The organism is Micromonospora sp. NBC_01699, assembly GCF_036250065.1.
Taxonomy (GTDB): domain Bacteria; phylum Actinomycetota; class Actinomycetes; order Mycobacteriales; family Micromonosporaceae; genus Micromonospora_G.
Genome location: NZ_CP109199.1, coordinates 136,420 through 160,225, shown reverse-complemented (window position 1 = coordinate 160,225; position 23,806 = coordinate 136,420). Strand labels below are relative to the sequence as shown.

Sequence of the window (23,806 nt, the reverse complement as noted above, 5' to 3'; positions counted from 1 at the left end):
TGAACGGGCAAAGCAGCACTAAAGCCTAGAATCAGGCAAAGTGTTCCGCGTGATCGGGGGACCGCGATGCCCACGCCCGACCCGCCGGAGAGCGGCCCGCCCGAGCCGTCCCCGGATCCCCACCGATCACCGTCGTCCGAACCGGCCCCCGCCTACGGTCCACCGGACCAGTCCGGCCCGCACGCCCAGCCCTGGACCTGGTCGGTGGACCCGGACCCGCCCACCCGCGAGCCGACCCCCGACCCGGAGGGCGGCCCCTACCTGGACGACCCGCCACCCCCACCACCCGTCACCGATCCGGCGCGGGCGCGACCACCCGCCGGACCGCCGGAGGCGCAGCCGCCCGACCGACCGCCGGACTGGTCCACCCCGGACACGCCCGCCGTGGCTCCGCCGATCGGCGGCGACCCCTGGCCGCCGCCCCCCGACCAACCATCGCCGTACGCCGACCCGTCGGCCTCCTCCTCCGATTCGTCGGCGTCCCACTCCGACCCGTCGGCGTTCCATTCCGAGGAGCAGCCGTACGCCGACCGGCCGGATTCCGAGCAGCCGCACCCGGACGAGCCGGGACCGTACTGGCCGGACCAGGCGCCCTGGCTGGACGAGCCGCCGGAGCACCCGTACCCGGCGCCGGAACGGCGCAGGCGCCTCTGGCTGCTGCTCGGGGTCAGCATGGCCCTGGTGCTCTGCTGCTGTGCCGGGGTGGTCGGAACGGCGCTGACCTGGGGCGGCGACCTCTACGCCGAGGTGGAGAACCGGGGCCAGCGGATCGTCGGGCTGAACCAGCCCGGCCGCGACGGCGACCTCGAATTCCTGGTACGCGAGGTCAGATGCGGCGTCGGTCGGGTCGGTGACCCGTTGGTGAACCAGGCCGCGCTCGGCCAGTTCTGCCTGGTCGAACTGGCCGTACGCAACGTCGGCAAGCGGCCGGTGTTCTTCACCGACACCCTGCAACGGGCCTACGGGCCGGACGGCGAGCAGTTCGGCGCGGACAGCGGCGCGAGCGTGCTCGCCAACTCCGACCAGCAGGTCTTCCTCAGCGAGATAAATCCCGGCAACCAGGTGAGCGGCGCGGTGGTCTACGACATCCCGCCCCGCGCCCGGATCGTCCGACTGCGGCTGCACCACGCACCCACCTCACCCGGCCTGGTGGTCCGGGTGCAGTAGCCGCTCAGCCCACCCGCAGCTCGGTCAGTGCCGTGCTGCGGCGCAGGAAGAGCAGCCCGATCCCGGCCGTCACCAGCACCGCGCCGAGCGCACCGGCCCCGTACAGCGCCAGTTCGGGCAGGGGTACCGGCAGCGGGACGGTGAGCAGCGGCTCCGACACCGTCCGGGTGTACTGGGCCGCGGTGGCCGGGTCGCCGCACAACTCCGGGCCGGCGTCGCAGACCTCGTAGCTGTACCCGCCGTGGCTCGGCGTACCGAAATAGCCACGGGCCAGGAACACCCCGACCGTCAGGGCCAGCAGGATCGCCGGCACCACCGGGGTGAGCGCCTGCCAGGCGACCGACCGGCTGAGTACGGACACGGGCACCCCGGTCGCGACGAGCGAGGCGTACGCCCTGCGGCGGGACACTATGCCCTCGACGAGCGCGACCAGCAGCCCGGCGGCGGCGATGACCAGCGCGACGACCACCGCCACGTCGATCAGCGCGATGGTACGAAAATAGAACTCGTCCTGCCCCACCTCGACGATCCGCGGTCCGCCGTCGACCAGCGCTTGCCGGCGCTGGACCTCGTCCCGGAGGTTCGCACTGGCGACGAAGTGCGCCCGGACGCCGGCCGCCCCCGCGCCGAACAGCACGGCGGTCAGCAGCGCGCCGAAGGTCCGGCTCCCGGTCCACGGATCGGCGATCAGCCGCCGGGCCGCCAGCAGCGCGGCCGGCCCCCGGCCGAACCGGTGCAGCAGCCGACCCGAGGTGTACGAGAACCAACCGGCGCCGAGCACCACCCCGAGCGCGGCCAGCACCCCACCGCCGAGCAGCAACAGGATCATCACGCCTTGGTCCCCGCCGTACCGTTGGCCGATCGTCTCCGCACTGCCGGCCGCGACCAGGCCGAGCGCGATCAGCACCCCGGGCCAGGGCCACGGGCTCCGGTCGCGCCGCACCCGGCGGAACACGTGGAGCGGGGTGATCACGACCCGGCGGGCGAGGACCGCGCCGATCAGCGCGGTCAGCAGCGGCAACCCGACGAGTACGGCGACCAGCGCGCCCGGCGCCGGCAGTACGTCGGTGGGCAGGGCCAGCCTGCCCTCGGCGTTCGGCCGGTGCAGCACCTGCCGACCGACCAGGTAGACCACGAACCCGAACCCGGTGCCGAGCAGGCTGGCCAGCCCGGTCTCGGTGGCGATGATGGCGACCGCCTGCCCCGGTGTGGCCCCGGCCAGCCGGATCCCGGCCAACCGGCGGTCCCGGGCCGGCGCGCCGAGCCGGGCGCACTGACCGGCCAGCGCCAACACCGGGATGGCGAGCAGGATCAGCGCGATCACCACTCCGGGTCGTAGCCCCGGCTCGATCAGCACATTGTTGATGTACTGGTTGGAGTTCTGGCTCAACTCGTTGTCGCCGACCAACGGCGGCGTCGGAATGGCCAGCACGGTCAGGGCGGCCAGGCCGATGAGTGTGGCCAGGGTGGCACTGAGCCCGGTCAGCGCCACCCGGAGGGTGTCCGTACGGGTCCCGGCGAGGGCCAGCCGGACCAGGGTCGGGGGCGTCATCCGGCACTCGTCAACAGGGTGTCGAGCCCGAGCCCGGACCGGTCGATCTCACCGTCGCGGAGGGCGACCTCCCGGTCGGCGTAGGCGGCCACCCGTGTCTCGTGGGTGACCAGCACCACCGAGGTCCGCTGCTCGCGGGCGACCCGCATCAGCTCGCCCAGCAGCCGCTCCCCGGCGAGTACGTCCAACGCGCCGGTCGGCTCGTCGGCGAAGAGCACCCGGGGTTCGGTCACCAGCGCCCGTGCCATCGCGCACCGCTGTTGTTCCCCGCCGGACATCTCGCCCGGCTGCTGGTCGGCCAGGTGGGCCACGCCCAGCCGGTCCAGCCAGGCCAGTGCCGCCGACCGCGCTGCTCGCCGCCCCGTGCCGGCGAGCAGCAGCGGCAGCGCGACGTTCTCCACCGCGGTCAGTTCGGCCACCAGTTGGCCGAACTGGAACAGCACCCCGAACTCGGTCCGGCGCAGCCGGGAGCGGGCCGCCTCCGACCAGGTGTCGAGCCGGTGTTCGCCGTAGTGGACCGCACCGGAGTCGGGGCGGAGAATGCCGGCCAGGCAGAGCAGCAGGGTCGACTTGCCGCAGCCGCTCGGGCCGGTGATCGCCACGATCTCACCCACGCCGACCGCCAGGTCGATCCCACGCAGCGCCGGAGTGCGCCCGTACGACTTCACCAGGTCGTTCGCGCTCAGCAGGGGGTTCGGGGCCGCGGTCATCCGTACTCCTCGCTCGGCTTGGTCGGGCTTCTCGTTCGGCTCGGTCATGGCCGCACCTCCCGGTGCCAGTCGGAGACGCGTTCCAGGGTGGTTTGCAGCCACCGCAGGTCGGCGTCGAGATGGACGATGGCGAAGTCGGCGGCGATGATCTCGGCGAGGCTGGCCGTGGCATCCGTCTTGACCCGGGTCAGTTCGCGCAGTCGGACGGTGTGCGCCTGTCGTTCCGCTACCAGGTACTCACGGGTCCGGTCGGCACCGACCACCAGCAGCGCCACCGTGGCCTTGGCGAACAGCGCACTGCTCACGTACGGCGCCGGTGGTTCGACCGCCTCCAGCCAGGAGTCGAGCGCCGCCCGCCCGGCGTCGGTGAGCGCGTACGACGTGCGGTCGGGCCCGCCGTCGCGGTCCTGCCCGACCGGTGTGACCAGGCCGTCCCGGGTGAGCCGGCCGAGCGTGGCGTAGACCTGCCCGTACCCCAGCGGCTTGGTACGCGGCAGGCGCTCGTCATGGGCCCGTTTGAGCTCGTATCCGTGCTGCGGGCCGGCGGCGAGCAGCCCGAGCAGCACCTGTGCCGTCGACATGGACCCCACTATTCACTGAATGAATAGTGACGGTCAAGCCCTCGTGCCGTACCCGACGCACCGGCCGGCTGCCGGCTCCACCGGGGGCGCCTGCCTCCGGTCGTCGCCCGGCTAGGAAGATGAGCACGCCAAGTAGGGCGTGCGGTCCTGCCACCGAACCCGACGGTGGAGTACCGTTTGATCGATAACAGGAGGTCGCGAATGTCCTTGACGGTGCACACCGAGCAGCGCGGCGACGTGGTCGTCGTGGCGGTCGCGGGCGAGCTGGACATGGCCACGGCGCCCCAGTTGCAGGACGAGATCACGGATCTGCTCGACCGGGGCAACAGCCGGCTGGTCTTCGACCTGTCCGAGCTGACCTTCTGCGACTCGACCGGACTCTCCGTCTTCGTCCGTGCGAAGAACAGCAGTGACGAGGCCGGCGGGGTGGTCCGACTCGCCGCACCGCAGCGCGGCGTGTTGCGCATCCTGGAGGTCAGCGGCCTGGTCGAGGTGTTGCAGACGCATCCCTCGGTGGAACAGGCCATCGCGGCGGACCAGACTCCCGCCTCGTCGTAGCCGCCAAACGCCCGGTCATGACGCAATCACCGCCTGGTCCGCCACACGGCGGGCCAGGCGGCACTTTTCCGCGCGCCCCCGACGGGGCATAGGTTGTCGGTCGACACCGCCAACCTTTCGGAGACGCGAATGCTCAAGGGTTTCAAAGACTTCATCATGCGTGGCAACGTCGTCGACCTCGCGGTCGGCATCGTCATCGGCGCGGCCTTCACCACCGTGGTCAACCAGCTCACCCTGTCGTTCCTCAAGCCTCTGATCCAACTGATGGGCGGTTCGGCGGCCAGCCCGGCCCCGGCCGGCTCGCCCGCCGCCCCCGGCACGGAAGCCGCGGCCACCCCGGGCGCCTGGAAGGTCGCCGGCGTCGTGTTCGACTGGGCCGCCTTCATCAACGCGGTGGTCACCTTCTTCATCACGGCCGCGGTGCTGTACTTCCTGGTCGTGCTGCCGCTGAACAAGCTGGCCGAGCGGCGCCGGCGGGGCGAGGAGCCGCCGCCGGCCGCGCCGAGCGAGGAGGTCAAGCTGCTGACCGAGATCCGCGACGCGCTGGTGGCCGGCGGTCGGGTGCCGGCGCAGCACCGGGAGTCGTTCGACGACCTGACCGGCCGGGACTACCCGCCCGCCGGCCGGGAGTACCCCTCGGCCGGTCGCTGAGCCGCCGGTCACCGACTTTCCCCCTCCCCGCACCCTATCGAACACGTGTTCGATAGGGTGCGATCATGGAACAGCGGAAGCACTGGTGGAACGGCAAATGGGGACACCTCGCACGACGCGATGTCTACCTGCGGGCCGACGCCGACCAGTGGCACCTGGAGCAGCGGGCCGGCGGCGCCGAGGGGATCTCCCGGTTCTACGAGTACGACAGCGAGGACGAGGCGTACGAGGCGGTGCGCGGCCTGCTGGTCGGACCGGACACCTGGCGGGAACTCTCGGCCCGACCACCCGGACTCGGCAGCGGTGGTTTAACCGGCTGACCGGGCGGGAATCGCCCAGACATGCACACCAATGTCCCGAACAGCACCGAACCCATCGCCCAGGTGACCAACGGTATGCGGGTGGTCGATCCGGGCGGTGAGGAGGTGGGCACCGTCGTCGCGGTCCGACTGGGTGACCCGAACGCGGTGACCGCCCAGGACCCGCCGACCGGTGACGGCGTACTCGGCGCCGGCGTGCCGCACACCGAGAACGGGGACGAGCCCGACGTACCGCCGGACCTGGCGGCGCGGCTGCTGCGGACCGGCTATCTGAAGGTGGACAGCCGGGGGATCCTCACCCAGGACCTCTACGTCGAGGCCGACCAGATCGCGAAGGTCAACCAGGACGTGGTGGAGCTGACCGTCGACCGGACCCGACTCATCACCGAAGTCCACTGAGGTGCTGGCCAGGGGCTGGGTCGGAGCGGTCGGGTCAGACCGACTGGGTCGGTCCGGTCAACTGCCGGCGGACCGCCCAGAGGGCCGCCTCCGTACGCGACGCGGAGCCGGTCTTGCGCAGCAGGTTGGACACGTGCACGGTGACCGTCCGGACCGAGATACCCAATGATCTCGCCACCTGCTTGTTCGACATCCCGGCGGCCAGACAGCCGAGCACCTCGATCTCCCGCGCGGTCAGCTCCGCCCCGACCAGTTCCGCCCCGATCGGCTCCGCCGACAACCGCGGATGCTCCGGCGGCGGCTCCCCGAGCAGCCCGTCGGGCCCGTGCCCGCCCCGCGTCGCGAGCAACTCGGTGAGCCGGTACGGGTTACCGCCGGTCCGCTCCCGTACCGCCTCGACCAGGTGCCGCTCGACCGTCCCGTCCGGGTACACCTGGGCCAGCACCGCCGCCACCTGGTCGGCCGTCAACGCGCCGAGGTGCTGCCGTACGGCACCGGGCGCGCCGGTGAGGCGGGCCAGCGTACGCGCGGCCAGCTCCGGCGCGAGGGCGGTCTCCGGCGGCCGGCTGGCGACCACCAGCAACGCCGGCAACTCCGGCGCGGCGGCCAGCTCGCCGATCAGGTTCAGGCTCGCCGGGTCGAGCGCGTGCAGGTCCTCGACGACGATCACCGCCGGCCCCGCCCCGACCAGCGCCCGTACGGTCGCCACGGCCAGCCGCAGCAGCGTGCCGGGGGCGTACCGCTCGCGGGGTGCGTTGGGGTGCTGGGCCAGCCAGGCCAGCGCGTCGGCGGGCAACGGCAGACCGGCCGTGTCCCGCCCACTGAGCACCGCGGCCAGCCAGTCGTACGGCGCCGGACTGTGCACCCGCGCCGTACCGAACAGCACCACGCTCGGCCGAGGGTCGGCGAACCCGTCCAGCGCGGCGGCGACCAACAGGCTCTTGCCCACCCCGGCCGCACCGGTGATCACCACCGTACGGCGGGCCGGCGTCACCGATCCGGCCAGGCTGGACCAGGCGCGGGCAAGCTCGGTCAGCTCACCGACGCGCCCGACCATGGCGACCGGCATCATGGACCAACCCTACGCAACAGTGCGTAGAGACGATTCGGTGCTCCGCTTGGCATGCTGCACGGCATGAACCTGCGCCTGCGTACCGCGATCGTCAGCGATCCCGGCCTGGTCCGCACGAACAATGAGGACGCCGCCCTTGCCGGCGACCGGTTGCTCGTGGTCGCCGACGGCGTCGGCGGGCAGCCGGCCGGCGAGGTCGCCAGCGAGATCGTGATCCGGAACCTGTTACCGCTGGACCGGGCCCCGATCGACGGCGACCCCATGACCGCACTCACCGAGGCGCTCCTGGTGGCCAACCGGCAGATCGCCGAGACCGGCCGGTCCGACCCGAGCCGCACCGGTCTGGGCACCACGGTCACCGCCGTGCTGCTCACCGACGACCGGCTCTCCGTGCTGCATGTGGGCGACTCCCGCTGCTACCTCGCCCGCGACCCGAACTTCTACCAGTTGACCAGGGACGACACCTTCGTCCAGGAACTGGTGGACCGGGGCGCGCTGACCCCGGAGCAGGCCCACCGGCACCCGCAGCGTTCGCTCATCACCCAGGCGGTGCAGGGCGGCGAACTCGTCCCGGCGACCGTGGTCGTACCGGTGGTGGCCGGCGACCGGCTGCTGCTGTGCAGCGACGGCCTCTCCGACGTGGTCGACGACGACGCCATCGGCGAGGCGCTGGCCCAGCACGTGGAGCCCCGGCAGTGCGCGGAACAGCTGGTCAAGCTCGCCCACCAGGGCGGCGCCCCCGACAACGTCACGGTCATCATCGCCGACCTCCTCTCCGCCTAAGCCCCGGTCCGCCTCGTGATCCCGAAGAGTTCGGCTCGCGATCGTCGGCCGAACTCTTCGGGATCCTGAAAGGTCTGCCTCAGAGGCCGAAGACGTCCTCGGCGGCGCCGTCGCGGGCGCCGTCGACGAAGCCCCGGAAGGCGGGATCGTCGTGGTCGGCGGTCACGCTGGTGACCGTCTCCCCGGTCGCCTCCGCCACCGCGTCGACCAGCGGCGGGTAGTCCAGCTCGACATCACCGAGATCGTCCTCGTCCGCCTCGGCCAGATTCAGCACCTGCTGGAGGTCGTCCGCGGAGGTCACCTGGTCTGTCGCCCAGTCGTGGCCGATCGAGTAACACGCGTCGTACAGCCCGCGTTGATCGTCGGTCCAGTCATCGTCGTAGTCCGGCACGCTGCGCCTCCTTCGGAGCCCTTCCCTTGTGCAGCATGCCCGGCCGCACCGTGAGGGCGCGCAGGGACGACAAAACTCGCACCCGCGTACGTCCCCCGGAGGATCAGGTCAGTACGGGCCGGGTCGACGGTCCCGGCTCGGCCGGCAGCCGTACCGCCAGCGACTCCGGGCACAGTCGGACGAGTTCCGGCAGCACCACCCCGAGCGGGGCATCGATGGTGAGCGCAGAGTACGTCTCGCCCCGGGTCGGCCCCTGGTTCACGATCATCACCGGGATGCCGAGTTTCGCCGCCCGGATGACAAACCGGCGGCCCGACATCACCGCCAACGACGAGCCGAGCACCAGCAGCATCCTGGCCTTCTCCACCAGGTCGAAACACTCCCGTACCCGGTCGGGCGGCACCGTCTCGCCGAAGAAGACCACGTCCGGCTTGAGCGTGTCGCCGTCGCACGCCGTACACGGAACCATCCGGAACCGGTCGACCTCGTGGTCGGACAGATCCACGTCGCCGTCCGGGTTGATCGCCGTCGCCTGCGCGTCGAACCGGGGATTGGCCAGGCCGAGGCGTCGGTCCAGTTCGGCCCGCGAGGTCAGGTCACCGCAGCCGAGGCAGATCACCCTGGCCAGGCTGCCATGCAGCTCGACCACCCGGTCGGCGCCGCCCGCCTGGTGCAGGCCGTCCACGTTCTGGGTCACGACGCCGGTCACCAGCCCGCGCCGCTGCAACTGGGCGACCGCGCGGTGGCCGGTGTTCGGCCGGGTCCGGGCCATCCGTCGCCAGCCGAGGAAGCTGCGCGCCCAGTAGCGCCGTCGGGCCAGCGGATCCCCGGTGAAGGTCTGGTAGGTCATCGGGCTGGTGCGTACCAGCGCGCCGCTCGGGCCCCGGTAGTCCGGGATCCCCGAGTCGGTGGAGAGGCCCGCGCCGCTGAGCACCACGACACCGCCGCCGGCCAGCGACCCGGCCAGCTCGGCGCACTTCTCGGCCGTACCCTCATGCACCCGTCCATGCTGCCGCACCCGGAGGCCGATCGACCAGGCGCGGCCAACATCGTGGGGCAGACCTCAAACGGTACGGCGAAACAGCCGGCGATTCGCGCCGATTGGACGGATCATCCGTTTCACGAATGGCTGATGGCTGCCCTCCGACACCCCGCGCCCGCCCCCGTGGCGGTTAGCTGGAGAGGACCGGCCACGTACCGCCGCGCGGATCGGAGGAGCCATGCCGTTCACCGGTAGCCACCCCGCCGCCGTACTGCCGTTCCTGCGATCGGGGCTGGTGCCGTCCGCGCTGGTCATCGGCAGCATGACGCCGGACCTGCCGTACTTCCTGCCGACCTCGTTCTCCGGCACCACCACGCACACCCTGGCCGGGGCGCTGACCGTGGACGTACTCCTGGGTGGGGTGGCCTTTGGGGTGTGGCAGGCGGTGCTGGCGCCGTTCGCCGTCGCCATCGCCCCGGCGGCGCTGCGGGACCGGCTCGACCCCCGGCTGCCGCGTGGCCTCGCCTTCCACCTGCGCGGCTGGCGCAAACTGGGCGTGCTGGCCGCCTCGCTGGCGGTCGGCGCCGCGACCCACGTCGGCTGGGACTCGTTCACCCACCTGCTGGGCTGGGGGCCGTCCCACGTCGCCTGGCTGGCCGACACCCACGCCGGGCTGCCCGGCTATCGCTGGGCGCAGTACGCCAGCACGATCGTCGGTGCGACAGCCCTGGCCGGCTGGTTCACCCACTGGTGGTTCACGAGTACGCCACAGTCGCGTACCGAGACCCGGGCACCGCTTGCACGCCCGGTCGCGTACGCGGCGTGGGCCTTCATCGGGTTCGCCACGCTCGCCGGCGGCCTGCTCGGCGCCCGCCCCCACCTACCCCAATCCAGCCCGTACGTCACGGTGTTCCTGGTCCTGACCAGGGGCGGCGGCGCCGGCCTGATCACAGCCCTGGGCTGCGCCCTAGCCTGGCTAGCCCTCTCCCCCAAACCCGAACACACCCACCACCCCCTCCCCCCAACCCCCTGAACCCACCCCCTCCACCCGAGCCCCCACCCCCGAGCCCCCACCCCGGCCCCGCCCACCCCACCCCCACCCCCAGCCCCGTCGATCTAGGGCAAATGGGGGTGATCGGAGATCATCAAGCACGTATATGCCCTAGATCGACGGGGGCGGGGGCGGGGGGCGGGGGCGGGGGCGGGGGCGGGGGCGGGGGGCGACTTCCGCCCCTGGGCGCCGGTCATGTCCGTGTCTTCGCCGCCTCCTTGATCAAGTCAAGTGATTGCAGACCGGTGCGCGATGTTCGGGACAATTCGCGATTGGTGGACCGGCCGTCGGCCCCGATCGCCAAAGATCGTTCGACAACGGCTCGAAGAAACGCCCGAGCTGCGGCGTGGCGCGATGCTCCGACCGCCGAATACCGGCCGAGGATCATGAGTTTGGGGCAGTTGGCGGGCGGGACCGGGTGGCGGACACGGCAGGTGAGCCGCGTGCCCGCCACGAACGGTTTCTCGGTCGGATGCCGATCCACAAAACCCGATGACCGAGCTGATGAAGATCACCGTCAACCTGAGCCCGGTAGCCGAGGCGGCGTTGACCAGACTTGCGGTTGTCCAGCGGGGTAGGCGTACCGATATGTCGAACCGGGCCCGGCGACTGGCCGCGCTGATGCTCGGCCTGGCTCTCGACGGACATCTTCACGCTCGTCCGGCCGGACGGTTCGCTCGACCGAATCCGCCTTTTCTGAACGGGCGCGGTAGCGGCGGTCGAACGCGACGTCCTATTTCCGCCGGAGTCTCGGCGGCCGTCGGGGCACGCTTTCCGTCATGGACAGAGTTCTGGACGGGAAAGTGGCACTGGTGACGGGCGGCAGCCGGGGTATCGGGGCGGCGGTGGCGATCCGGCTTGCCGGGGACGGCGCCGATGTCGCATTCACCTATCGGCAGGATGCCGAACACGCGGCGCAGGTGGTGGAACAGATTAAGGCAACCGGACGGCGGGCGCTGGCCATTCGGGCGGACAGCGCGGACGCGGACGCGGTCACCGGCGCGGTGGACGGTGTGGCGGGCGAGTTCGGCCGACTGGACATCCTGGTCAACAATGCCGGACTATTCGTCGTCGCACCGGTCGAGAATCTCGGACCGGACGATTTCGACGGCACCGTCGCGGTCAACATAAGGGCACCGTTCGTCGCGGCACAAGCGGCCGTCCGGCACATGGTCGACGGCGGAAGAATCATCAACATCGGCAGCAACGTGGCGGAGCGGGTGCCATTCCCCGGCTTCTCGCTCTATTCGATGAGCAAGACGGCGCTCATCGGGCTCACCAAGGGACTCGGCCGCGATCTGGGCCCACGGGGGATCACCGTCAACCTGGTCAACCCCGGCCCGACCGATACCGACTCGAACCCGGCCGACAGCCCCGCCGCCGACACGATCCGGGGCTTCACCGCCCTGAACAGGTACGCCACACCCGCCGACATCGCGGCGGCGGTCGCCTTCCTCGCCCGCGACGACAGCCGGTACGTCACCGGCGCGTCCGTCAACGTCGACGGCGGCTTCACCATCTGAGCGACTGCGCCCCGTACGACCGCTCGTCGGGCCGGCTACGAGGCCAGCCGGTCCGGCAGTTGTCGTACGGGCGGCGTGGCGAGCGCGTCGGCCAGGTCGTTGAGGTCCAGGTCGAGAACCTCGGCGAGGGCGGCGACGGTGAAGAAGGCCGGGGTGGCGATCGCTCCGCGTTCGATCTTGCGTAGCGTGTCCAGCGAGATGCCGGCGCGCAGTGCCACCTGGGCGGCGCTGCGGGTGCCCCGGGCCCGTTGCAGCATCCGGCCCAGCGCGAGCCCTCGCTCCCGCTCATCCTCGGTCAGCGGTGTACGAACCATGGCACCGATAGTAATCCTAGTATTAAAATACCAGGCATGGTTGTGCTCAAATCAGAGACCGAGATCGCCACGATGCGGGAGGCCGGACGGATCGTCGCCAACACCCTGGCCGCCGTCGCAGCCGCCGCCCGGGTCGGCGTACGCCTGATCGATCTTGACGAACTCGCCGCCGGACTGATCGCCAGCGGTGGCGCCAAGCCGTCCTTCCTGAACTACCACCCCTCGTGGGCACCGACGCCCTACCCCGGCGTGCTGTGCCTGTCGGTCAACGACAACATCGTTCACGGCATCCCCGATCGCCGGGTGCTGGCCGAGGGCGACCTGCTCTCGATCGACTGCGGCGCGTACGTCGACGGCTACCACGGCGACGCGGCGATCACCGTTGCCGTCGGCGCGATCGACGAGGCAGCCCGGCGACTCGCCGACACCACCAACCGGGCCCTCGCCGCCGGCATCGCCGCAGCCAGAGTGGGTGCCCGGATCGGCGACATCTCGCACGCCGTCGAGACCGTCGGCCGCGAAGCCGGGTACGGCCTGCCGGACGGCCTCGGCGGTCACGGGGTCGGCACCGCCATGCACGAGGCACCCTCGGTGCCGAACACCGGCCGGGCCGACCAGGGCATGGCGCTGGCCGAAGGACTGGTGATCGCGATCGAACCGATGCTGCTCGAAGGCGGATCGAGTCGTTGCCGCACCCTTGCCGACGGCTGGACGATCGCCACCGCCGACGGCAGCCGGGCCGCCCACGCCGAACACACCATCGCGATCACCGCCGCCGGCCCGGTCATCCTGACCGCACCCTGACCGGTCGCCGTCGCGTAGGCGGGCTCACGCGGCCATCCATACCGGACGTGAAAAGCTCCGACCTGGCATGAGAGGCCAGGTCGGAGCCATGATCAACGTGGGCCGCCTGGGATTCGAACCCAGAACCCGCGGATTAAAAGTCCGCTGCTCTGCCGGTTGAGCTAACAGCCCGCCGAGGGCCAAGACTACCGGATCACGCCATGATCGCGCCCGGCCGGCCACCGGGGCAGGGCGTACGGATATCCGACGCGTCCGCCCTGCCGACGTGCCCCGGCGGGCCCTCGAAGCGGCACCGACTCCCCTCAGGCGCGCATCACGGTGGCGATCGGAATCCGGGCGGCCCGGATCGCCGGGATGAGCCCGCCAAGCAGCCCGGCGACCAGACCGGCGATTACCCCCGCCACCCCGGCCTGCCAGGGGAAGACAAGATTGGCCAGGAACTGCTCCCGGTCGCCGAACAGGGTGCTGACCGCGCTCAGCGCGGCAGCCGACAGCCCGATCGCGACGGCGGCCGTGAACAGCCCGGTCAGCAGGGTTTCCGCGAGCACGATGCCGGCCAGCAACGATCGTGGGGTGCCGACCGCCCGCCGGAGCGCGAACTCCTCCACCCGTTCGCCGACCGTCGCAAGCCCGACGTTCAGGATGCCGGCGACACCGATGAGCAGCACCAGACCGGCCATGCCGAGGAAGATCCAGCGCATCAGCGCCAGTTCCTTGGCGATCTCCTTGCGGGCCTGGACGGTCTCGGCGTGCACCTGGTCGGCGGGGATTCCGCTGGCCACCAGCCGGACCCGCAGCAGCTGTTCCGCGTCGAGCGCCGTCGGTGCCAACATGATCTGCAAGCCGGGGCCGGAGTTCCCGCTGCCGGTCGGTGTCGGCAACCAGTTACCGAGTTCGTCGGCGCGGCCGTACGCGGTCGGCTGCGGGTTGCCGTCGTCGACCACCCCGATGATCCGAGGCGTCGGGTTGGCGGTAGCCCCGGTGATCCGCATCTCGGCCGGCACCCGGTTGCGGCTGAAGCCCTTGGCGGCTTCGAGGTTCACCACGATCCCCGGCGACAACGACGGACCGGTGGAGAAGTCCAGCCAGTCACCGGCAACGGGCCGGAACGGCCGGAACTGGCGAATGTCGCCGGTCAACGCGCTCAGGCTCAGCTCGATCGCCGCACCGGTCACCGGCGCGGCCGCATTCTGCCCGTCCATCGGCACCGGCCAGCAGTTGCCGTTCTGGTCGCACTGCATCGAGTAGCTCGTACCGCCGTAGCCGCCGGGCTGGTCGAACGGGGCCCCACCCGGGTTGATCGGGGTCACGTTCGGCTCGCCGATGATCGCCTGGAGGCCGATGATCGCGAGCGCGTCCGGCCGACCGGCGAGCGTCTCCTGGCTGACCCTGATCGCGCTCGGGGAACCCTGGAGGTACATCTGCCGGGTGCCGTCCTTGCCCATGTGCAGCTCCAGATCGGCCAGCCGGGCGCTCTTGGCGGTCTCGGCGCCGACCTGGACGACGACAACGGCCAGCACACCCAGGAAGAGGCTGACCATCGAGAGCAGGGTGCGCGTCTTGCGGGCCCGGATGCCCTGACCGCCGATGATCAGCGCGGACCGGAACCGCCCGGAGAGCCGGATCACGGGTACACCGCCGGGACGGCCTCGGCAGCCGCGACGGTCTGCGTCGCCGGCCTGGTGTCGATGGCCGGTTCGAGCAGACCCTCGTTGAGGCGCAACACCCGCTGCATCTTGTTGGCGTGGTCCCAGTCGTGGGTGACCAGGATCAGCCCGCAACCCCGTTCGGTCGCGGCGCGCATCACCTCGATCACCAGGTTGCCGGTCTCGGTGTCCAGCGCACCGGTGGGCTCGTCGGCCAACAGCAGGCGCGGCTCGCGTACGAGCGCGCGGGCAACCGCTACCCGCTGCTGCTCACCACCGGAGAGCCGGGCCGGCCGGTGCTTGGCCAGATGCGCTATGCCGACCTGGTCGAGCGCGGCCATCGTCCTGGCCTTCCGCTTCCGCCGGGACATCCAGCCCTGCCCGTTGACCAGTGCCATCGCCACGTTCTGCGCGGCCGTCAGGTGCTTGAGCAGGAAGAACCGCTGGAACACGAAGCCGAACTCGGCGCTGCGCAGCGCCGCCGCCCTACGCTCGGAGAGCTTGGTGATGTCCCGGCCGCCGAACAGGTACTGCCCACCGTCGGGCCGGTCGAACAGCCCGATCAGACTCAGCAGCGTGCTCTTGCCCGAACCGGAACGACCGAGGATGGCGACACTCTCGCCCTGGTCGACGGTCAGGTCCGCGCCGGCGAGGATGGTCCGCGGGGCCTGCTGCCCCCTGAGGGTCTTGGTGATGCCGTTGAGCTCCAGCAGGGCCGTCATTTTCCAACCATCGGCGCGTTGGGGTCGCCCTCGCCGGGCTTGGGGGCGGGCAGGTTGGGACCGGGTACGGCAATCGTCTCCGTACCGGTCAGACCGGACTTGACCTCCACGACCTTGCCGTCGCTGAGCCCCAGCACCACGTCCGTGGTCTGGCGTACGCCGTCCGGGCCGACGATGTCCACCCTGCCCCTGCCCTGCATCCCGGCAACCGCCTCGACCGGCAACGTCAGCACGTCGTCCGCCCGCTGGGTCACCACTTCGAGGGTGGCGGTCGCGCCGTTGATCAGCCTGACGTCGGCCGGGGCGGTGCAGACCACCCGCAGCCCGGTCGGCTCCGACGGCTCGGTCGGATTCCGCTCGTCCGGACGTACCGGAATCGGCGGCGCGGGCGGCGCACCCGGCGGCGGCGCGGCGGGCGGCGCGGCCGGCGGGTCCGGGATGGTGCCGGCGGGCAGTGCGGCGATGGTGCCCAGCACCTTGCACGGGAACGGGCCGGGGCCGTTCTTGATCTGCGCCTGGACCGTCGCGAGACCCTCGGAGATCTGGTACGCCTGGGCACCGTCCAGATCGGCGACGAGCCCGTAGCCGATCATCTTCGCCGAGACGATGGGCATGCCGACCGTCACCGTGGACCGGTCGTCCACCAGCCGACCGGCGAACACGGCTCCGGCCGGCACCTCGATCCGGTGCGCCTTACCGGACACCCAGACGCTGGCCACCCGGGTCGGCTTCGTCGGGGTGGCATCCGGTGCCTTCACGTCCAGGTAACGCACCTGTCCCTTGACCGGCGCCACCAGCCCGAACACCGGGTTGATGGTGACCTTTCCGGTGAGGCTGACCTTGTTGGCCAGATCCTGTCGGGTGGGCTGCACGGTGGTCATCGTCGTGCCCCTGGCGGCGAGCCCCGGGGTCTCCGTTTCCGGCCCCGACTCGCTGCATCCGGCAGCGGCGGTCACCACCAGGGCGAGGACGCACGTACGGAGTAGCAGTTGCCTTCGCACCGGTGCCCCTAACTCGATTGCTTCAGGCGTACAACTGAAAGACGCATGGTGACGGCGACCCGTTGCGGTCCACACGCAACTATCTCGACGGCCGTCGAAACCCGGCGAAAGACTACCGTCGACAGTCGTTCCTCGATGCCCCATGAGCCCGGTCTTCACAGGAAACACACGGCTCGCGAACGCATTCGCAGCACCAGCGCACCGGCGGTGACGGTGAACAACACCGCCGGCAACGGAACGACCCGGGGCAGATATCGCACAACCCGTGCGGCAATTCCGGCACCGATCAGAACGCCGCCGATCGCCGGCGTCTGCACGCCGCCGGATCGCCGGCGCCAACCGTTCCCACCGATCGAGCTGACAATTCGGGTCGGTGAGCCGGTCAGGTAGGTGGTGGGGAACTCAGCCAACCGAGCTCAGCGGGTCGAGTTCGGCGGCGGTCACGTCGTCGTGGTCGGTGGAGACGCTGAGCGAGCGCCACTGTGCGTCGGTCTCGGCGCGGATGTGCCGGGCCCGGTCGGCGTAGTTGAACGCGTCGGTGCCGAGCAGTAGCCGGACCGGTGGCCGGTCGAGCTCGGCCACGGTGAGCACCACCCGGGCAACCTTCGCCGGGTCACCGGCCGCGTTCCCGGAGCCGCCGCGCAGCAGTTGCGCGACCGCTCCGACGGTCTGCCGGTAGGGCTCGCTGACCGGTGGGATCGCCATCGACGAACCGGCCCAGTCCGTACGCATCCCGCCCGGCTCCAGCACGGTGACGTTGATGCCGAGCGGGGCGACCTCCTGCGCCAACGCCTCGGAGAATCCGCCGACCGCCCACTTCGCGGCCTGGTACGCGGACAGCCCCGGGGTGGCCATCCGCCCGCCGAGCGAGGAGACCTGGATGATGTGCCCGCAGCCCTGCGCCCGCAGTACGGGCAGCGCCGCCTTGGTCACGTTGACCACGCCGAACAGGTTCGTGTCGACCTGTGCGCGGAAGTCCTCGGCGGTGATGTCCTCGGTCGAGGCGAGGTTGGCGTACCCGGCGTTGTTAACCACGACGTCGAGCCGGCCGAAGGTGTCGACGGCGAGCCGTACGGCGGCCTCGGCGGCCGGCGCGTCGGTGACGTCGAGGGCCACCGGGCGGATCCGGTCGCCGTAGCGGTCGACCAGGTCGACGAGTTGTTCGGGCTGGCGGGCGGTGGCGACCAGTTGGTGCCCGGCGCCGAGCACGGCCTCGGCGATGTGCCGACCCAGGCCGCGTGCGCTGCCCGTCACCAGGAAGACTTTTGGCATGTTCTGTTACCCCTTGTCGAGTTTTCGCGGGTCGGTGGTCGGCTCGCGAGGGCGATGCGACTGACTGGTTAGTTGAAGTGAAGCACGGGTCTGGCGGAGCGTCAACTAGACGGTTAGTGAGCTAGGCTGCGCCCATGGTGGGAGACGCACAGGCGACCAGGCAGCGCCTGCTACAGGCGGCGGCGAAGGAGTTCGCCGCGTACGGCATCGCCGGTGCACGGGTCGACCGGATCGCCGCCGAGGCCCGGTCGAACAAGGCGCAGATCTACCACTACTTCGGTAGCAAGGACGGGCTGTTCGACGCGGTCTTCACCGCCCTCGTCGTGGACACCGTCCGCGAGGTGCCGATCGACGCAACCGACCTGCCCGGCTACGCCGGTCGACTCTTCGACGGCTACGAGGCCAGTCCCGAGATCATCCGGCTGGCCACCTGGTACCGCCTGGAACGGGCCGGTTCGCAGGCACCCCTGGAGCCGATCCTGGCCAGCAACCGACACAAGATCGAAGAGATCGAGCGGGCCCAGCAGGCGGGCCGGCTCACCACCCGATACGCCGCCGTGGACCTGCTCGCCCTCGTGGTGCACCTGGCCGCACTCTGGACCGCCGCCACGCCCGAGTACGCCACCCTGCTCAGCACCCACTCGCGGGCCCACCGGCGCAAGATCGTCACCGACGCGGTGGCGACGCTGCTGACCCCGTAACCGGGCCGCCGGGTCCGCCGCCGATCAACCCCCACGGGTACGGACAAACGCCCGTACGGCATTCCGGTGACCGCCGTAGCCGGTAGTCGAGGACCGGAACCACGCCGGCTGCCCTGAGCAGAATCACGGTTCGGGGTACGGATCCGGCTGCGAGGCTGTGGCGATGACTCCGGGACTGGGCTTCCGCGGCGAAGTTGTCGACTTCTACCACCGCTACCGTCACGGCTACCCGCCCTCGGTGATCGACGCGCTGGTGGCGGCGTTCACGCTGACCCGCGCCGACACCGTCGTCGACCTCGGGTGCGGGACCGGCCAGTTGACCATCCCGATCGCCCACCGGGTACACGCCGTGGTCGGCGTCGACCCGGAGCCGGACATGCTGACCCGGGCCCGCACCGCCGCCGCCGAGCAGAGCGTCGCCAACGCGACCTGGGTGATCGGGACCGACGCCGAGCTGCCCGCGTTGGGCCGCCTGTTCGGCGCGGGCAGCCTGGGTGCGGTGACCATCGGTCAGGCGCTGCACTGGATGCGCCCCGACGAGCTGTTCCGCACCCTGTTCCCGCTGGTACGCGTCGGCGGCGGGGTGGCCGTGGTGACCAACGGATCGCCACTGTGGCTTCAGGACACCGACTGGTCGCGGGCCCTGCGCGGCTGGCTGGAGGGGTGGTTGGACAGGGATCTCGGCTACGCCTGCGGCACCGACACCGACAGCCAGCTCCGGTACCGGGCAGCGCTGAGCACCGCCGGCTTCGACGTACGCGAAACCCACCTGCGGTACGCCGCCGAACTGGACCTGGAACAGCTCGTCGGCGGCATCTACTCGGCACTACCGGTCGACCAGTTACCCCCGCCGGACCAGCGCCCCCGGTTCGCCGAACAGATCCGCCGCGCCCTGCACCCCGACCAACGTTTCGTGGAACACGTTGACGTCACCCTGCTGATCGGCATCAAGAATCAGCCGCCCGGCCGCCGGAGGTCCGCGACATCGGCGGTGTAGTAGTGCACCGCTTCATGTCGGCTGCCCACGAAGACGGGCGTCCCGATCCCGCGGAGCCGTCGGGGCGTGCCACGATGACGGGTATGACCACCGAAACCGGCGCCTTGCGGGAGCTGACCGTCGGCACCGGGGCGGGCCTCGACACCGCCGACATGGTGCTCAACATCGGGCCACAACACCCGTCGACGCACGGCGTACTCCGACTCAAGCTGGTGCTCGACGGTGAGCGGGTGGTGGCCTGCGAACCGATCGTCGGATACATGCACCGGGGCGCGGAGAAACTGTTCGAGGTCCGCGACTACCGGCAGATCCTCATGCTGGCCAACCGGCACGACTGGCTCTCCGCGTTCGCCAACGAACTGGGGGTGGCGCTGGCGGTCGAACGGCTGATGGGCATCGAGGTGCCGGAGCGGGCGATCTGGCTGCGTACCGCCATGGCCGAGCTGAACCGGGTGCTCAACCACCTGATGTTCCTCGGCTCGTACCCGCTGGAGATCGGGGCGATCACGCCGGTCTTCTACGCGTTCCGCGAGCGCGAAACGCTCCAGGCGGTGATGGAGGAAGCTTCCGGCGGCCGGATCCACTACATGTTCAACCGGGTCGGCGGGCTGAAGGAGGAGGTACCGGCCGGCTGGACCGGTCGGGCCCGAGCCGCCATCGGCGAGGTACGCCGCCGCATGCCCGACCTGGACAACCTGATCCGGCGCAACGAGATCTTCCTCGCCCGTACGGTCGGGGTGGGTGTGCTCTCCGCCGCCGACGCGGCAGCGTTCGGCGCCTCCGGCCCGGTTGCCCGCGCCTCCGGGCTGGACCTGGACCTGCGCCGGGACGAGCCCTACCTGGCCTACGGGTCGCTCGACGTGCCCGTCGTCACCCGGACCGCCGGAGACTGTCACGCCCGGTTCGAGGTCCTGCTCGACCAGGTGTACGTCTCACTCGACCTCGCCGAGCAGTGCCTGGACCGGGTGGACCGGATCAGCGGACCGGTCAATGTCCGGCTGCCCAAGGTGGTGAAGGCCCCGGAGGGGCACACCTACGCCTGGACCGAGAACCCGCTCGGCATCAACGGCTACTACCTCGTCTCCCGGGGCGAGAAGACCCCGTGGCGGATGAAGCTGCGCACCGCGTCGTACGCGAACGTGCAGGCCCTCGCCACCCTGCTGCCCGGCTGCCTGGTACCGGACCTGATCGCCGTACTCGGGTCTATGTTCTTCGTGGTCGGCGACATCGACAAGTAGTCTCGCCGGCCGGCTCAGCGCCAGCGGGCCCCACCCGCGCGCGGAACGTCGTCGTCGGGCGGATAGCCGTACGCCGGCTCCTCGGCCCGACGACGGCCCGGACCGGCCGGATCGCGCGCCGGTTCGTCCCGGCCCCCACGCCGTGCCGCCGACGGCTCCGGGCCACCGGCCGGCAGCGCCGGTGCGCCTGTGCGCTGGTCCCGGCCGCCGGCCGACCACGCTTCCACGTCGGAACCGGGCCAGTGTGCGTCGCCGGAGGGAGCCGGCCCCGCCCGGCGCGGGTCCCCGGAACGGTCCGCGCCGGGCCTGCCCGGACCGCCCGCTCGGCGGCCCTCGTCCGGCTGCGTGTCGGCCCCCCAGCGGGCACCGTCCCGCTCGGCGCCGCGTGCCGGCCGCTCGGCGGGTGCCCCGGATTCGGGCCACTCGTCGGCCCTGCGCCGGCCACCCGCTGCCCGGTCGTCGGCGGCCCGGTGCCCGGTCCGACCCGGCTCGTCCCGCCTCGCCCCGGCCCACCGGGGATCGTCCCGCGGCTCCTCCCACTGAGGCTCGTCACGCCGGGGATTCGCACGTCGCGGCTCGTCGTTCCGGTACTCGTCGCGGTAGGACTCGGCAGGGCGGGGCTCGTTCCGGTGTGACTCCTCACGGTGGGGCTCGGCGCGGTGGGACTCGGCACGATGGGGCTCGTCGCGGCGGGGCTCGGCACGATGGGGCTCGTCGCGGCGGGGCTCGGCACGATGGGGCTCGTCGCGGCGCATGGTTGCCCAGCGGTCCTCCACCCGCAGCTCGGTGCCGGAATCGTCGGCCCGTACAGCGGCCCGCCGTTCGCCCATCCGCAGTTCGCTGCCCCGCTCGTCACGGCGTACCGAGGCCCAACGGTCGCCCGCTCGGCCGGACCAGCGCGGGTCGTTCTCGTACCCGGCATCCTCCGGCTCGTCCGGTTCGTACCGGCCGGCGCGCCGTCCCCCACCGTCGCCGTGGTCCCGAGGCCACTGCTCCGACCAGGAATCCTCGTCCGGGTCGGCCGGCCGCCGACCCCGCGCCGGCTGGTCGACCCAGTCGTCCTGCCGGCCGTCGCCCCGCTCGCCGTAGACGTTGCTCGGCGGGTAACCGGCATCAGCCGAGCCATAACCGGCCCGCGAGGGGTACGCCGGACCGGACCCGTAGCCCGTACCGCCGCCGTAGACACCGCCGGCCCCGGCGTCGTCGCCGGGCGGGCCGACGATGGTGTGCCGGGTGGTGACCTTCACCGTCTCGGTGTGCCGGACCACGCCGCCCGCCAGGTGCGACCGATGCGGCGGGGCGACGCCACCGCCCGGTGCCGCCGCACCCCGACCGCCGCCCCGGTCGCCGCCGTAACCCGACTCGGGCTCGCCGGCCGAGAACTGACCGTTGTCGTACTGACGGTCGCCGTAGTGGTTGGGGCCGCCGTACTGGTTGGGGCCGCGTTGCGGGCCGCCGTAGGGGCCGGTGTGCTCGGCTCGCCGGTGGTCGGTCCGGCCGTGGTCGTCGCCCGGATCCGGCTCCGGCTCGCGACCGGCCGCAGCGGCGCCGGCGGCCCGGTCGGCGCCGGGATGCGCCGGGGCGCCGTACGCGCCGTCCCGCACCGGTTCACGACGGTCCGGCTCCACCGGGCGTCCGGCCGCCGCGGGGGCCGGGCCCACCGGGACGGTTGCGGGCGCCGGCACACCGGCCCGACCGGGTACGCCGTCCGCCCGCGCGTCGAGCTGCCGGCGCAGTGCCTCCACGTTCTGCTGCACCACCTGCAACTGCTCACCCACTGACTGATGGGTGGCGTGGGCGGCGCTGTTGATGTCCTTGCGCAGGGTGCCGCGAAGCTCCTCGATCTCGTCGTGGAGAGTCTCCTCCAGATCCAAACGTACGGTCTGCATATCGCCACGCAGAGTGATCGACAGTCCAATCAGGACAACGGCGACCACGGCCAGCACGGCGGCGATCCGCAACGGACCGTTGCTCTGCCCGAACAGCAGCATCAGCGCAGCCAGCGGGGCTAGTCCGACGCCGACCCAGAACAGCACGGTCAGCAGTTGGCGGCGCTGCGGCTGCTCGGTGTCGTCCCCTGCGGGCATGGAACTGGAGCCTACCCACAGTTGCCGAATCCGGGGAGGGCGCCACTCAACCGCCCCGCCTCCGCCCGTACGCGACGCGGGGGCCGCCGCCGCTGGCTGCGGCGCCGACCCCCACGAAACGGTTTGTTCGGTTGACTCAACCGACGGCGAGTTCACCGTCGGAGGAGAGCACCAGACCCACACTGATCGAACCGGTGGTCAGCGCGGACTTGGTCTGCGGGCCACCGGCGTCCAGCGAGCTGAACGAACCCGCCTTGAAGTTGTAGACCTCGACCAACCCGGCCTGGCACTTCGGCCGCTGCGGGCACTCCGGCGGCCCACCGAGGACGGTGGCCGAGCCGGAGCACTTGGCGGCCAGGTCCGACAGGGTCTTGAGCCCGTGCTGGTCGGCGAAACCCTGGGTCACCGCGAAGGCGTTCTGGTCCTGCGCGGTGGAGGCGGCGCCGAAGGTCAGGCCGACCTTCTCCCCGAGGCCCTTCAGGTTGGTGACCGTCTGGTTCAGGTCCGAGGAGGCAACGGGGGTGGTGCTGCCCTGGTTGACCTTGCCGTTGAGGAAGGTGGCCAGGGTGGCGGCGTACTCCGGCACCACCTGGATCTCGCCCTTCTCCAGCGCCGGCTCGTACAGCTCCCGGTTGCCGATCGTCTGGACCTTGACCTGGAATCCGGCCGAGGTCAGCACGATCGAGTAGAGCTCACCGAGGGTCTGGTTCTCGCTGAAGTTCGCCACGCCGACCGTGATCGGCCCACCGGCCCCCTTGGTGATGCCGCTGGTGAGGTTGTTCGCGGTGGCGAACTCCTCGGCCGCGACCTTGGGGGTCTTCCGGTCGACGTCAACGGCCTTGTTCAACTGGATCAGCTTCGGCGTGTCGACCGCTGCCGAGACCTTGTCCAGGGCTGCGACCAGCTCCGGCGTGGCCGCCTTCGCGTTGATCGCCGGAATGATGTTGTCGGTGTCCTGCAACTTCTTGTCGTCTTCGAGAACCACCAGCTTCTTGCCGGCCACCGGTGCGCAGCCCGCACCCGCCGCCGCGCTGGGTGGCGCCTCGGTTCCCGATGATCCCGATTCCCCGCAGCCGGCGAGGAACGTGGCCGCCGCGAGTGCGCCGACCGTTCCCACCACCAGCCGTGTACGTGCGCGCATGACGCCCGCCTTCCGTGTCCCGGCGCGACCCGATGGGCCGGCCGCGTGTCCGACGGACGATCTGACAAGGCGATCGCCCGCGACCTCCCACCCAACATCGTCGCGCACCGGGCGACAACTCGGGGGAGATGTCGTCACCGGAT

At 71.3% G+C, this 23,806-nt stretch carries 26 protein-coding genes and 1 tRNA gene; 12 read left to right on the top strand and 15 right to left on the bottom strand.

The window, feature by feature from the left end; genetic code table 11:
- The first annotated feature begins 66 nt into the window (after positions 1 to 66).
- Positions 67 to 1,167, top strand: a complete 1,101-nt coding sequence (locus tag OG792_RS00750) for a DUF4352 domain-containing protein (protein WP_329106353.1) — start codon at positions 67 to 69, stop codon at positions 1,165 to 1,167.
- Between the two features lie 4 nt (positions 1,168 to 1,171).
- Here OG792_RS00750 and OG792_RS00745 read toward each other — a convergent pair whose 3' ends face one another.
- The 3 genes from OG792_RS00745 to OG792_RS00735 are packed head-to-tail and all read right to left on the bottom strand — an operon-like array spanning position 1,172 to position 4,010.
- On the bottom strand, positions 1,172 to 2,719 hold the full coding sequence (locus tag OG792_RS00745) for an FtsX-like permease family protein (RefSeq protein ID WP_329106352.1): 1,548 nt from the start codon (positions 2,717 to 2,719) through the stop codon (positions 1,172 to 1,174).
- Positions 2,716 to 3,429: an ABC transporter ATP-binding protein gene (locus OG792_RS00740; RefSeq protein WP_329106350.1), complete on the bottom strand. Its 714-nt coding sequence runs from the start codon at positions 3,427 to 3,429 to the stop codon at positions 2,716 to 2,718. The genes OG792_RS00745 and OG792_RS00740 overlap by 4 nt, the downstream gene beginning before the upstream one ends.
- Positions 3,430 to 3,473: 44 nt before the next feature.
- Positions 3,474 to 4,010: a PadR family transcriptional regulator gene (locus tag OG792_RS00735; RefSeq protein ID WP_329106348.1), complete on the bottom strand. Its 537-nt coding sequence runs from the start codon at positions 4,008 to 4,010 to the stop codon at positions 3,474 to 3,476.
- Between the two features lie 201 nt (positions 4,011 to 4,211).
- Here OG792_RS00735 and OG792_RS00730 point away from each other — a divergent pair, with 201 nt between their 5' ends.
- The 4 genes from OG792_RS00730 (at position 4,212) to OG792_RS00715 (ending at position 5,938) form a co-directional block, all read left to right on the top strand.
- Complete coding sequence (locus tag OG792_RS00730) at positions 4,212 to 4,568, top strand: STAS domain-containing protein (RefSeq protein ID WP_329106346.1); 357 nt, start codon at positions 4,212 to 4,214, stop codon at positions 4,566 to 4,568.
- 129 nt (positions 4,569 to 4,697) lie between these two features.
- On the top strand, positions 4,698 to 5,219 hold the full coding sequence (gene mscL, locus OG792_RS00725) for a large conductance mechanosensitive channel protein MscL (protein WP_329106344.1): 522 nt from the start codon (positions 4,698 to 4,700) through the stop codon (positions 5,217 to 5,219).
- A 65-nt stretch (positions 5,220 to 5,284) separates the two neighbouring features.
- Positions 5,285 to 5,539, top strand: a complete 255-nt coding sequence (locus OG792_RS00720; RefSeq protein WP_329106342.1) for a hypothetical protein — start codon at positions 5,285 to 5,287, stop codon at positions 5,537 to 5,539.
- A gap of 21 nt (positions 5,540 to 5,560) precedes the next feature.
- Entirely contained in the window at positions 5,561 to 5,938 is a 378-nt protein-coding gene (locus OG792_RS00715; RefSeq protein ID WP_329106340.1) for a hypothetical protein, read from the top strand.
- Positions 5,939 to 5,972: 34 nt separating this feature from the next.
- On the opposite strand, the gene OG792_RS00710 is transcribed toward OG792_RS00715, so the two are convergent.
- The gene (locus tag OG792_RS00710) at positions 5,973 to 7,010 is read right to left on the bottom strand and encodes a helix-turn-helix transcriptional regulator (protein WP_329106338.1); all 1,038 of its coding nucleotides are present in this window, start codon (positions 7,008 to 7,010) and stop codon (positions 5,973 to 5,975) included.
- Between the two features lie 63 nt (positions 7,011 to 7,073).
- On the opposite strand from OG792_RS00710, the gene OG792_RS00705 reads away from it, so the two are divergent.
- Positions 7,074 to 7,793 carry a PP2C family protein-serine/threonine phosphatase gene (locus OG792_RS00705; RefSeq protein WP_329106336.1) on the top strand — a complete coding sequence of 240 codons (720 nt, stop codon included), beginning with the start codon at positions 7,074 to 7,076 and terminating at the stop codon, positions 7,791 to 7,793.
- A gap of 79 nt (positions 7,794 to 7,872) precedes the next feature.
- Here the strand turns inward: OG792_RS00705 and OG792_RS00700 are convergent, their stop codons facing one another.
- Positions 7,873 to 8,184 (bottom strand): hypothetical protein, encoded by a 312-nt coding sequence (locus OG792_RS00700; RefSeq protein WP_329106334.1) that lies wholly within the window; start codon positions 8,182 to 8,184, stop codon positions 7,873 to 7,875.
- Positions 8,185 to 8,287: 103 nt separating this feature from the next.
- Positions 8,288 to 9,184 carry a Sir2 family NAD-dependent protein deacetylase gene (locus tag OG792_RS00695; protein WP_329106332.1) on the bottom strand — a complete coding sequence of 299 codons (897 nt, stop codon included), beginning with the start codon at positions 9,182 to 9,184 and terminating at the stop codon, positions 8,288 to 8,290.
- 220 nt (positions 9,185 to 9,404) lie between these two features.
- Here OG792_RS00695 and OG792_RS00690 point away from each other — a divergent pair, with 220 nt between their 5' ends.
- Positions 9,405 to 10,199: a DUF4184 family protein gene (locus OG792_RS00690; RefSeq protein WP_329106330.1), complete on the top strand. Its 795-nt coding sequence runs from the start codon at positions 9,405 to 9,407 to the stop codon at positions 10,197 to 10,199.
- Between the two features lie 797 nt (positions 10,200 to 10,996).
- Positions 10,997 to 11,740 (top strand): SDR family NAD(P)-dependent oxidoreductase, encoded by a 744-nt coding sequence (locus tag OG792_RS00685; protein ID WP_329106328.1) that lies wholly within the window; start codon positions 10,997 to 10,999, stop codon positions 11,738 to 11,740.
- Positions 11,741 to 11,775: 35 nt separating this feature from the next.
- Here the strand turns inward: OG792_RS00685 and OG792_RS00680 are convergent, their stop codons facing one another.
- Positions 11,776 to 12,054: a helix-turn-helix transcriptional regulator gene (locus tag OG792_RS00680; RefSeq protein ID WP_329106326.1), complete on the bottom strand. Its 279-nt coding sequence runs from the start codon at positions 12,052 to 12,054 to the stop codon at positions 11,776 to 11,778.
- Positions 12,055 to 12,090: 36 nt separating this feature from the next.
- On the opposite strand from OG792_RS00680, the gene map reads away from it, so the two are divergent.
- A complete protein-coding gene (map, locus tag OG792_RS00675; protein WP_329106324.1) occupies positions 12,091 to 12,858 on the top strand; it encodes a type I methionyl aminopeptidase in 768 nt (255 codons plus the stop codon).
- Positions 12,859 to 12,956: 98 nt separating this feature from the next.
- On the opposite strand, the gene OG792_RS00670 is transcribed toward map, so the two are convergent.
- The 6 genes from OG792_RS00670 to OG792_RS00645 all read right to left on the bottom strand — a co-directional run bounded on the left by OG792_RS00670 (position 12,957) and on the right by OG792_RS00645 (position 17,499).
- Positions 12,957 to 13,029 (bottom strand) — tRNA-Lys (locus OG792_RS00670).
- Positions 13,030 to 13,160: 131 nt separating this feature from the next.
- Complete coding sequence (locus OG792_RS00665) at positions 13,161 to 14,486, bottom strand: ABC transporter permease (RefSeq protein ID WP_329106322.1); 1,326 nt, start codon at positions 14,484 to 14,486, stop codon at positions 13,161 to 13,163.
- Positions 14,483 to 15,226, bottom strand: a complete 744-nt coding sequence (locus OG792_RS00660; RefSeq protein ID WP_329106319.1) for an ABC transporter ATP-binding protein — start codon at positions 15,224 to 15,226, stop codon at positions 14,483 to 14,485. The genes OG792_RS00665 and OG792_RS00660 overlap by 4 nt, the downstream gene beginning before the upstream one ends.
- Complete coding sequence (locus tag OG792_RS00655; RefSeq protein ID WP_329106318.1) at positions 15,223 to 16,227, bottom strand: efflux RND transporter periplasmic adaptor subunit; 1,005 nt, start codon at positions 16,225 to 16,227, stop codon at positions 15,223 to 15,225. Before OG792_RS00655 ends, OG792_RS00660 begins: the two co-directional genes overlap by 4 nt.
- 155 nt (positions 16,228 to 16,382) lie before the next feature.
- Complete coding sequence (locus OG792_RS00650) at positions 16,383 to 16,544, bottom strand: hypothetical protein (RefSeq protein WP_329106315.1); 162 nt, start codon at positions 16,542 to 16,544, stop codon at positions 16,383 to 16,385.
- Positions 16,545 to 16,629: 85 nt separating this feature from the next.
- A complete protein-coding gene (locus OG792_RS00645) occupies positions 16,630 to 17,499 on the bottom strand; it encodes an SDR family NAD(P)-dependent oxidoreductase (RefSeq protein WP_329106313.1) in 870 nt (289 codons plus the stop codon).
- Positions 17,500 to 17,633: 134 nt separating this feature from the next.
- On the opposite strand from OG792_RS00645, the gene OG792_RS00640 reads away from it, so the two are divergent.
- The 3 genes from OG792_RS00640 (at position 17,634) to OG792_RS00630 (ending at position 20,435) form a co-directional block, all read left to right on the top strand.
- Entirely contained in the window at positions 17,634 to 18,200 is a 567-nt protein-coding gene (locus tag OG792_RS00640) for a TetR family transcriptional regulator (RefSeq protein WP_329106311.1), read from the top strand.
- A gap of 163 nt (positions 18,201 to 18,363) precedes the next feature.
- Entirely contained in the window at positions 18,364 to 19,197 is an 834-nt protein-coding gene (locus OG792_RS00635; RefSeq protein WP_329106309.1) for a class I SAM-dependent methyltransferase, read from the top strand.
- A gap of 74 nt (positions 19,198 to 19,271) precedes the next feature.
- Positions 19,272 to 20,435: an NADH-quinone oxidoreductase subunit D gene (locus OG792_RS00630; RefSeq protein ID WP_329106306.1), complete on the top strand. Its 1,164-nt coding sequence runs from the start codon at positions 19,272 to 19,274 to the stop codon at positions 20,433 to 20,435.
- Between the two features lie 14 nt (positions 20,436 to 20,449).
- Here the strand turns inward: OG792_RS00630 and OG792_RS00625 are convergent, their stop codons facing one another.
- Complete coding sequence (locus OG792_RS00625; RefSeq protein ID WP_329106304.1) at positions 20,450 to 22,522, bottom strand: hypothetical protein; 2,073 nt, start codon at positions 22,520 to 22,522, stop codon at positions 20,450 to 20,452.
- Positions 22,523 to 22,658: 136 nt separating this feature from the next.
- Entirely contained in the window at positions 22,659 to 23,663 is a 1,005-nt protein-coding gene (locus tag OG792_RS00620) for a glycine betaine ABC transporter substrate-binding protein (RefSeq protein ID WP_329106302.1), read from the bottom strand.
- Positions 23,664 to 23,806 lie beyond the last annotated feature (143 nt).

What these genes read in the sequence shown, in the direction of transcription:
- OG792_RS00750 (WP_329106353.1), top strand. Translation starts at nt 67, where the DNA reads ATGCCCACGCCCGACCCGCCGGAGAGCGGCCCGCCCGAGCCGTCCCCG.
- OG792_RS00745 (WP_329106352.1), bottom strand. Translation starts at nt 2,719, where the DNA reads ATGACGCCCCCGACCCTGGTCCGGCTGGCCCTCGCCGGGACCCGTACG.
- OG792_RS00740 (WP_329106350.1), bottom strand. Translation starts at nt 3,429, where the DNA reads ATGACCGCGGCCCCGAACCCCCTGCTGAGCGCGAACGACCTGGTGAAG.
- OG792_RS00735 (WP_329106348.1), bottom strand. Translation starts at nt 4,010, where the DNA reads ATGTCGACGGCACAGGTGCTGCTCGGGCTGCTCGCCGCCGGCCCGCAG.
- OG792_RS00730 (WP_329106346.1), top strand. Translation starts at nt 4,212, where the DNA reads ATGTCCTTGACGGTGCACACCGAGCAGCGCGGCGACGTGGTCGTCGTG.
- mscL (WP_329106344.1), top strand. Translation starts at nt 4,698, where the DNA reads ATGCTCAAGGGTTTCAAAGACTTCATCATGCGTGGCAACGTCGTCGAC.
- OG792_RS00720 (WP_329106342.1), top strand. Translation starts at nt 5,285, where the DNA reads ATGGAACAGCGGAAGCACTGGTGGAACGGCAAATGGGGACACCTCGCA.
- OG792_RS00715 (WP_329106340.1), top strand. Translation starts at nt 5,561, where the DNA reads ATGCACACCAATGTCCCGAACAGCACCGAACCCATCGCCCAGGTGACC.
- OG792_RS00710 (WP_329106338.1), bottom strand. Translation starts at nt 7,010, where the DNA reads ATGATGCCGGTCGCCATGGTCGGGCGCGTCGGTGAGCTGACCGAGCTT.
- OG792_RS00705 (WP_329106336.1), top strand. Translation starts at nt 7,074, where the DNA reads ATGAACCTGCGCCTGCGTACCGCGATCGTCAGCGATCCCGGCCTGGTC.
- OG792_RS00690 (WP_329106330.1), top strand. Translation starts at nt 9,405, where the DNA reads ATGCCGTTCACCGGTAGCCACCCCGCCGCCGTACTGCCGTTCCTGCGA.
- OG792_RS00685 (WP_329106328.1), top strand. Translation starts at nt 10,997, where the DNA reads ATGGACAGAGTTCTGGACGGGAAAGTGGCACTGGTGACGGGCGGCAGC.
- OG792_RS00680 (WP_329106326.1), bottom strand. Translation starts at nt 12,054, where the DNA reads ATGGTTCGTACACCGCTGACCGAGGATGAGCGGGAGCGAGGGCTCGCG.
- map (WP_329106324.1), top strand. Translation starts at nt 12,091, where the DNA reads ATGGTTGTGCTCAAATCAGAGACCGAGATCGCCACGATGCGGGAGGCC.
- OG792_RS00660 (WP_329106319.1), bottom strand. Translation starts at nt 15,226, where the DNA reads ATGACGGCCCTGCTGGAGCTCAACGGCATCACCAAGACCCTCAGGGGG.
- OG792_RS00645 (WP_329106313.1), bottom strand. Translation starts at nt 17,499, where the DNA reads ATGCCAAAAGTCTTCCTGGTGACGGGCAGCGCACGCGGCCTGGGTCGG.
- OG792_RS00640 (WP_329106311.1), top strand. Translation starts at nt 17,634, where the DNA reads ATGGTGGGAGACGCACAGGCGACCAGGCAGCGCCTGCTACAGGCGGCG.
- OG792_RS00635 (WP_329106309.1), top strand. Translation starts at nt 18,364, where the DNA reads ATGACTCCGGGACTGGGCTTCCGCGGCGAAGTTGTCGACTTCTACCAC.
- OG792_RS00630 (WP_329106306.1), top strand. Translation starts at nt 19,272, where the DNA reads ATGACGGGTATGACCACCGAAACCGGCGCCTTGCGGGAGCTGACCGTC.
- OG792_RS00625 (WP_329106304.1), bottom strand. Translation starts at nt 22,522, where the DNA reads ATGCCCGCAGGGGACGACACCGAGCAGCCGCAGCGCCGCCAACTGCTG.
- OG792_RS00620 (WP_329106302.1), bottom strand. Translation starts at nt 23,663, where the DNA reads ATGCGCGCACGTACACGGCTGGTGGTGGGAACGGTCGGCGCACTCGCG.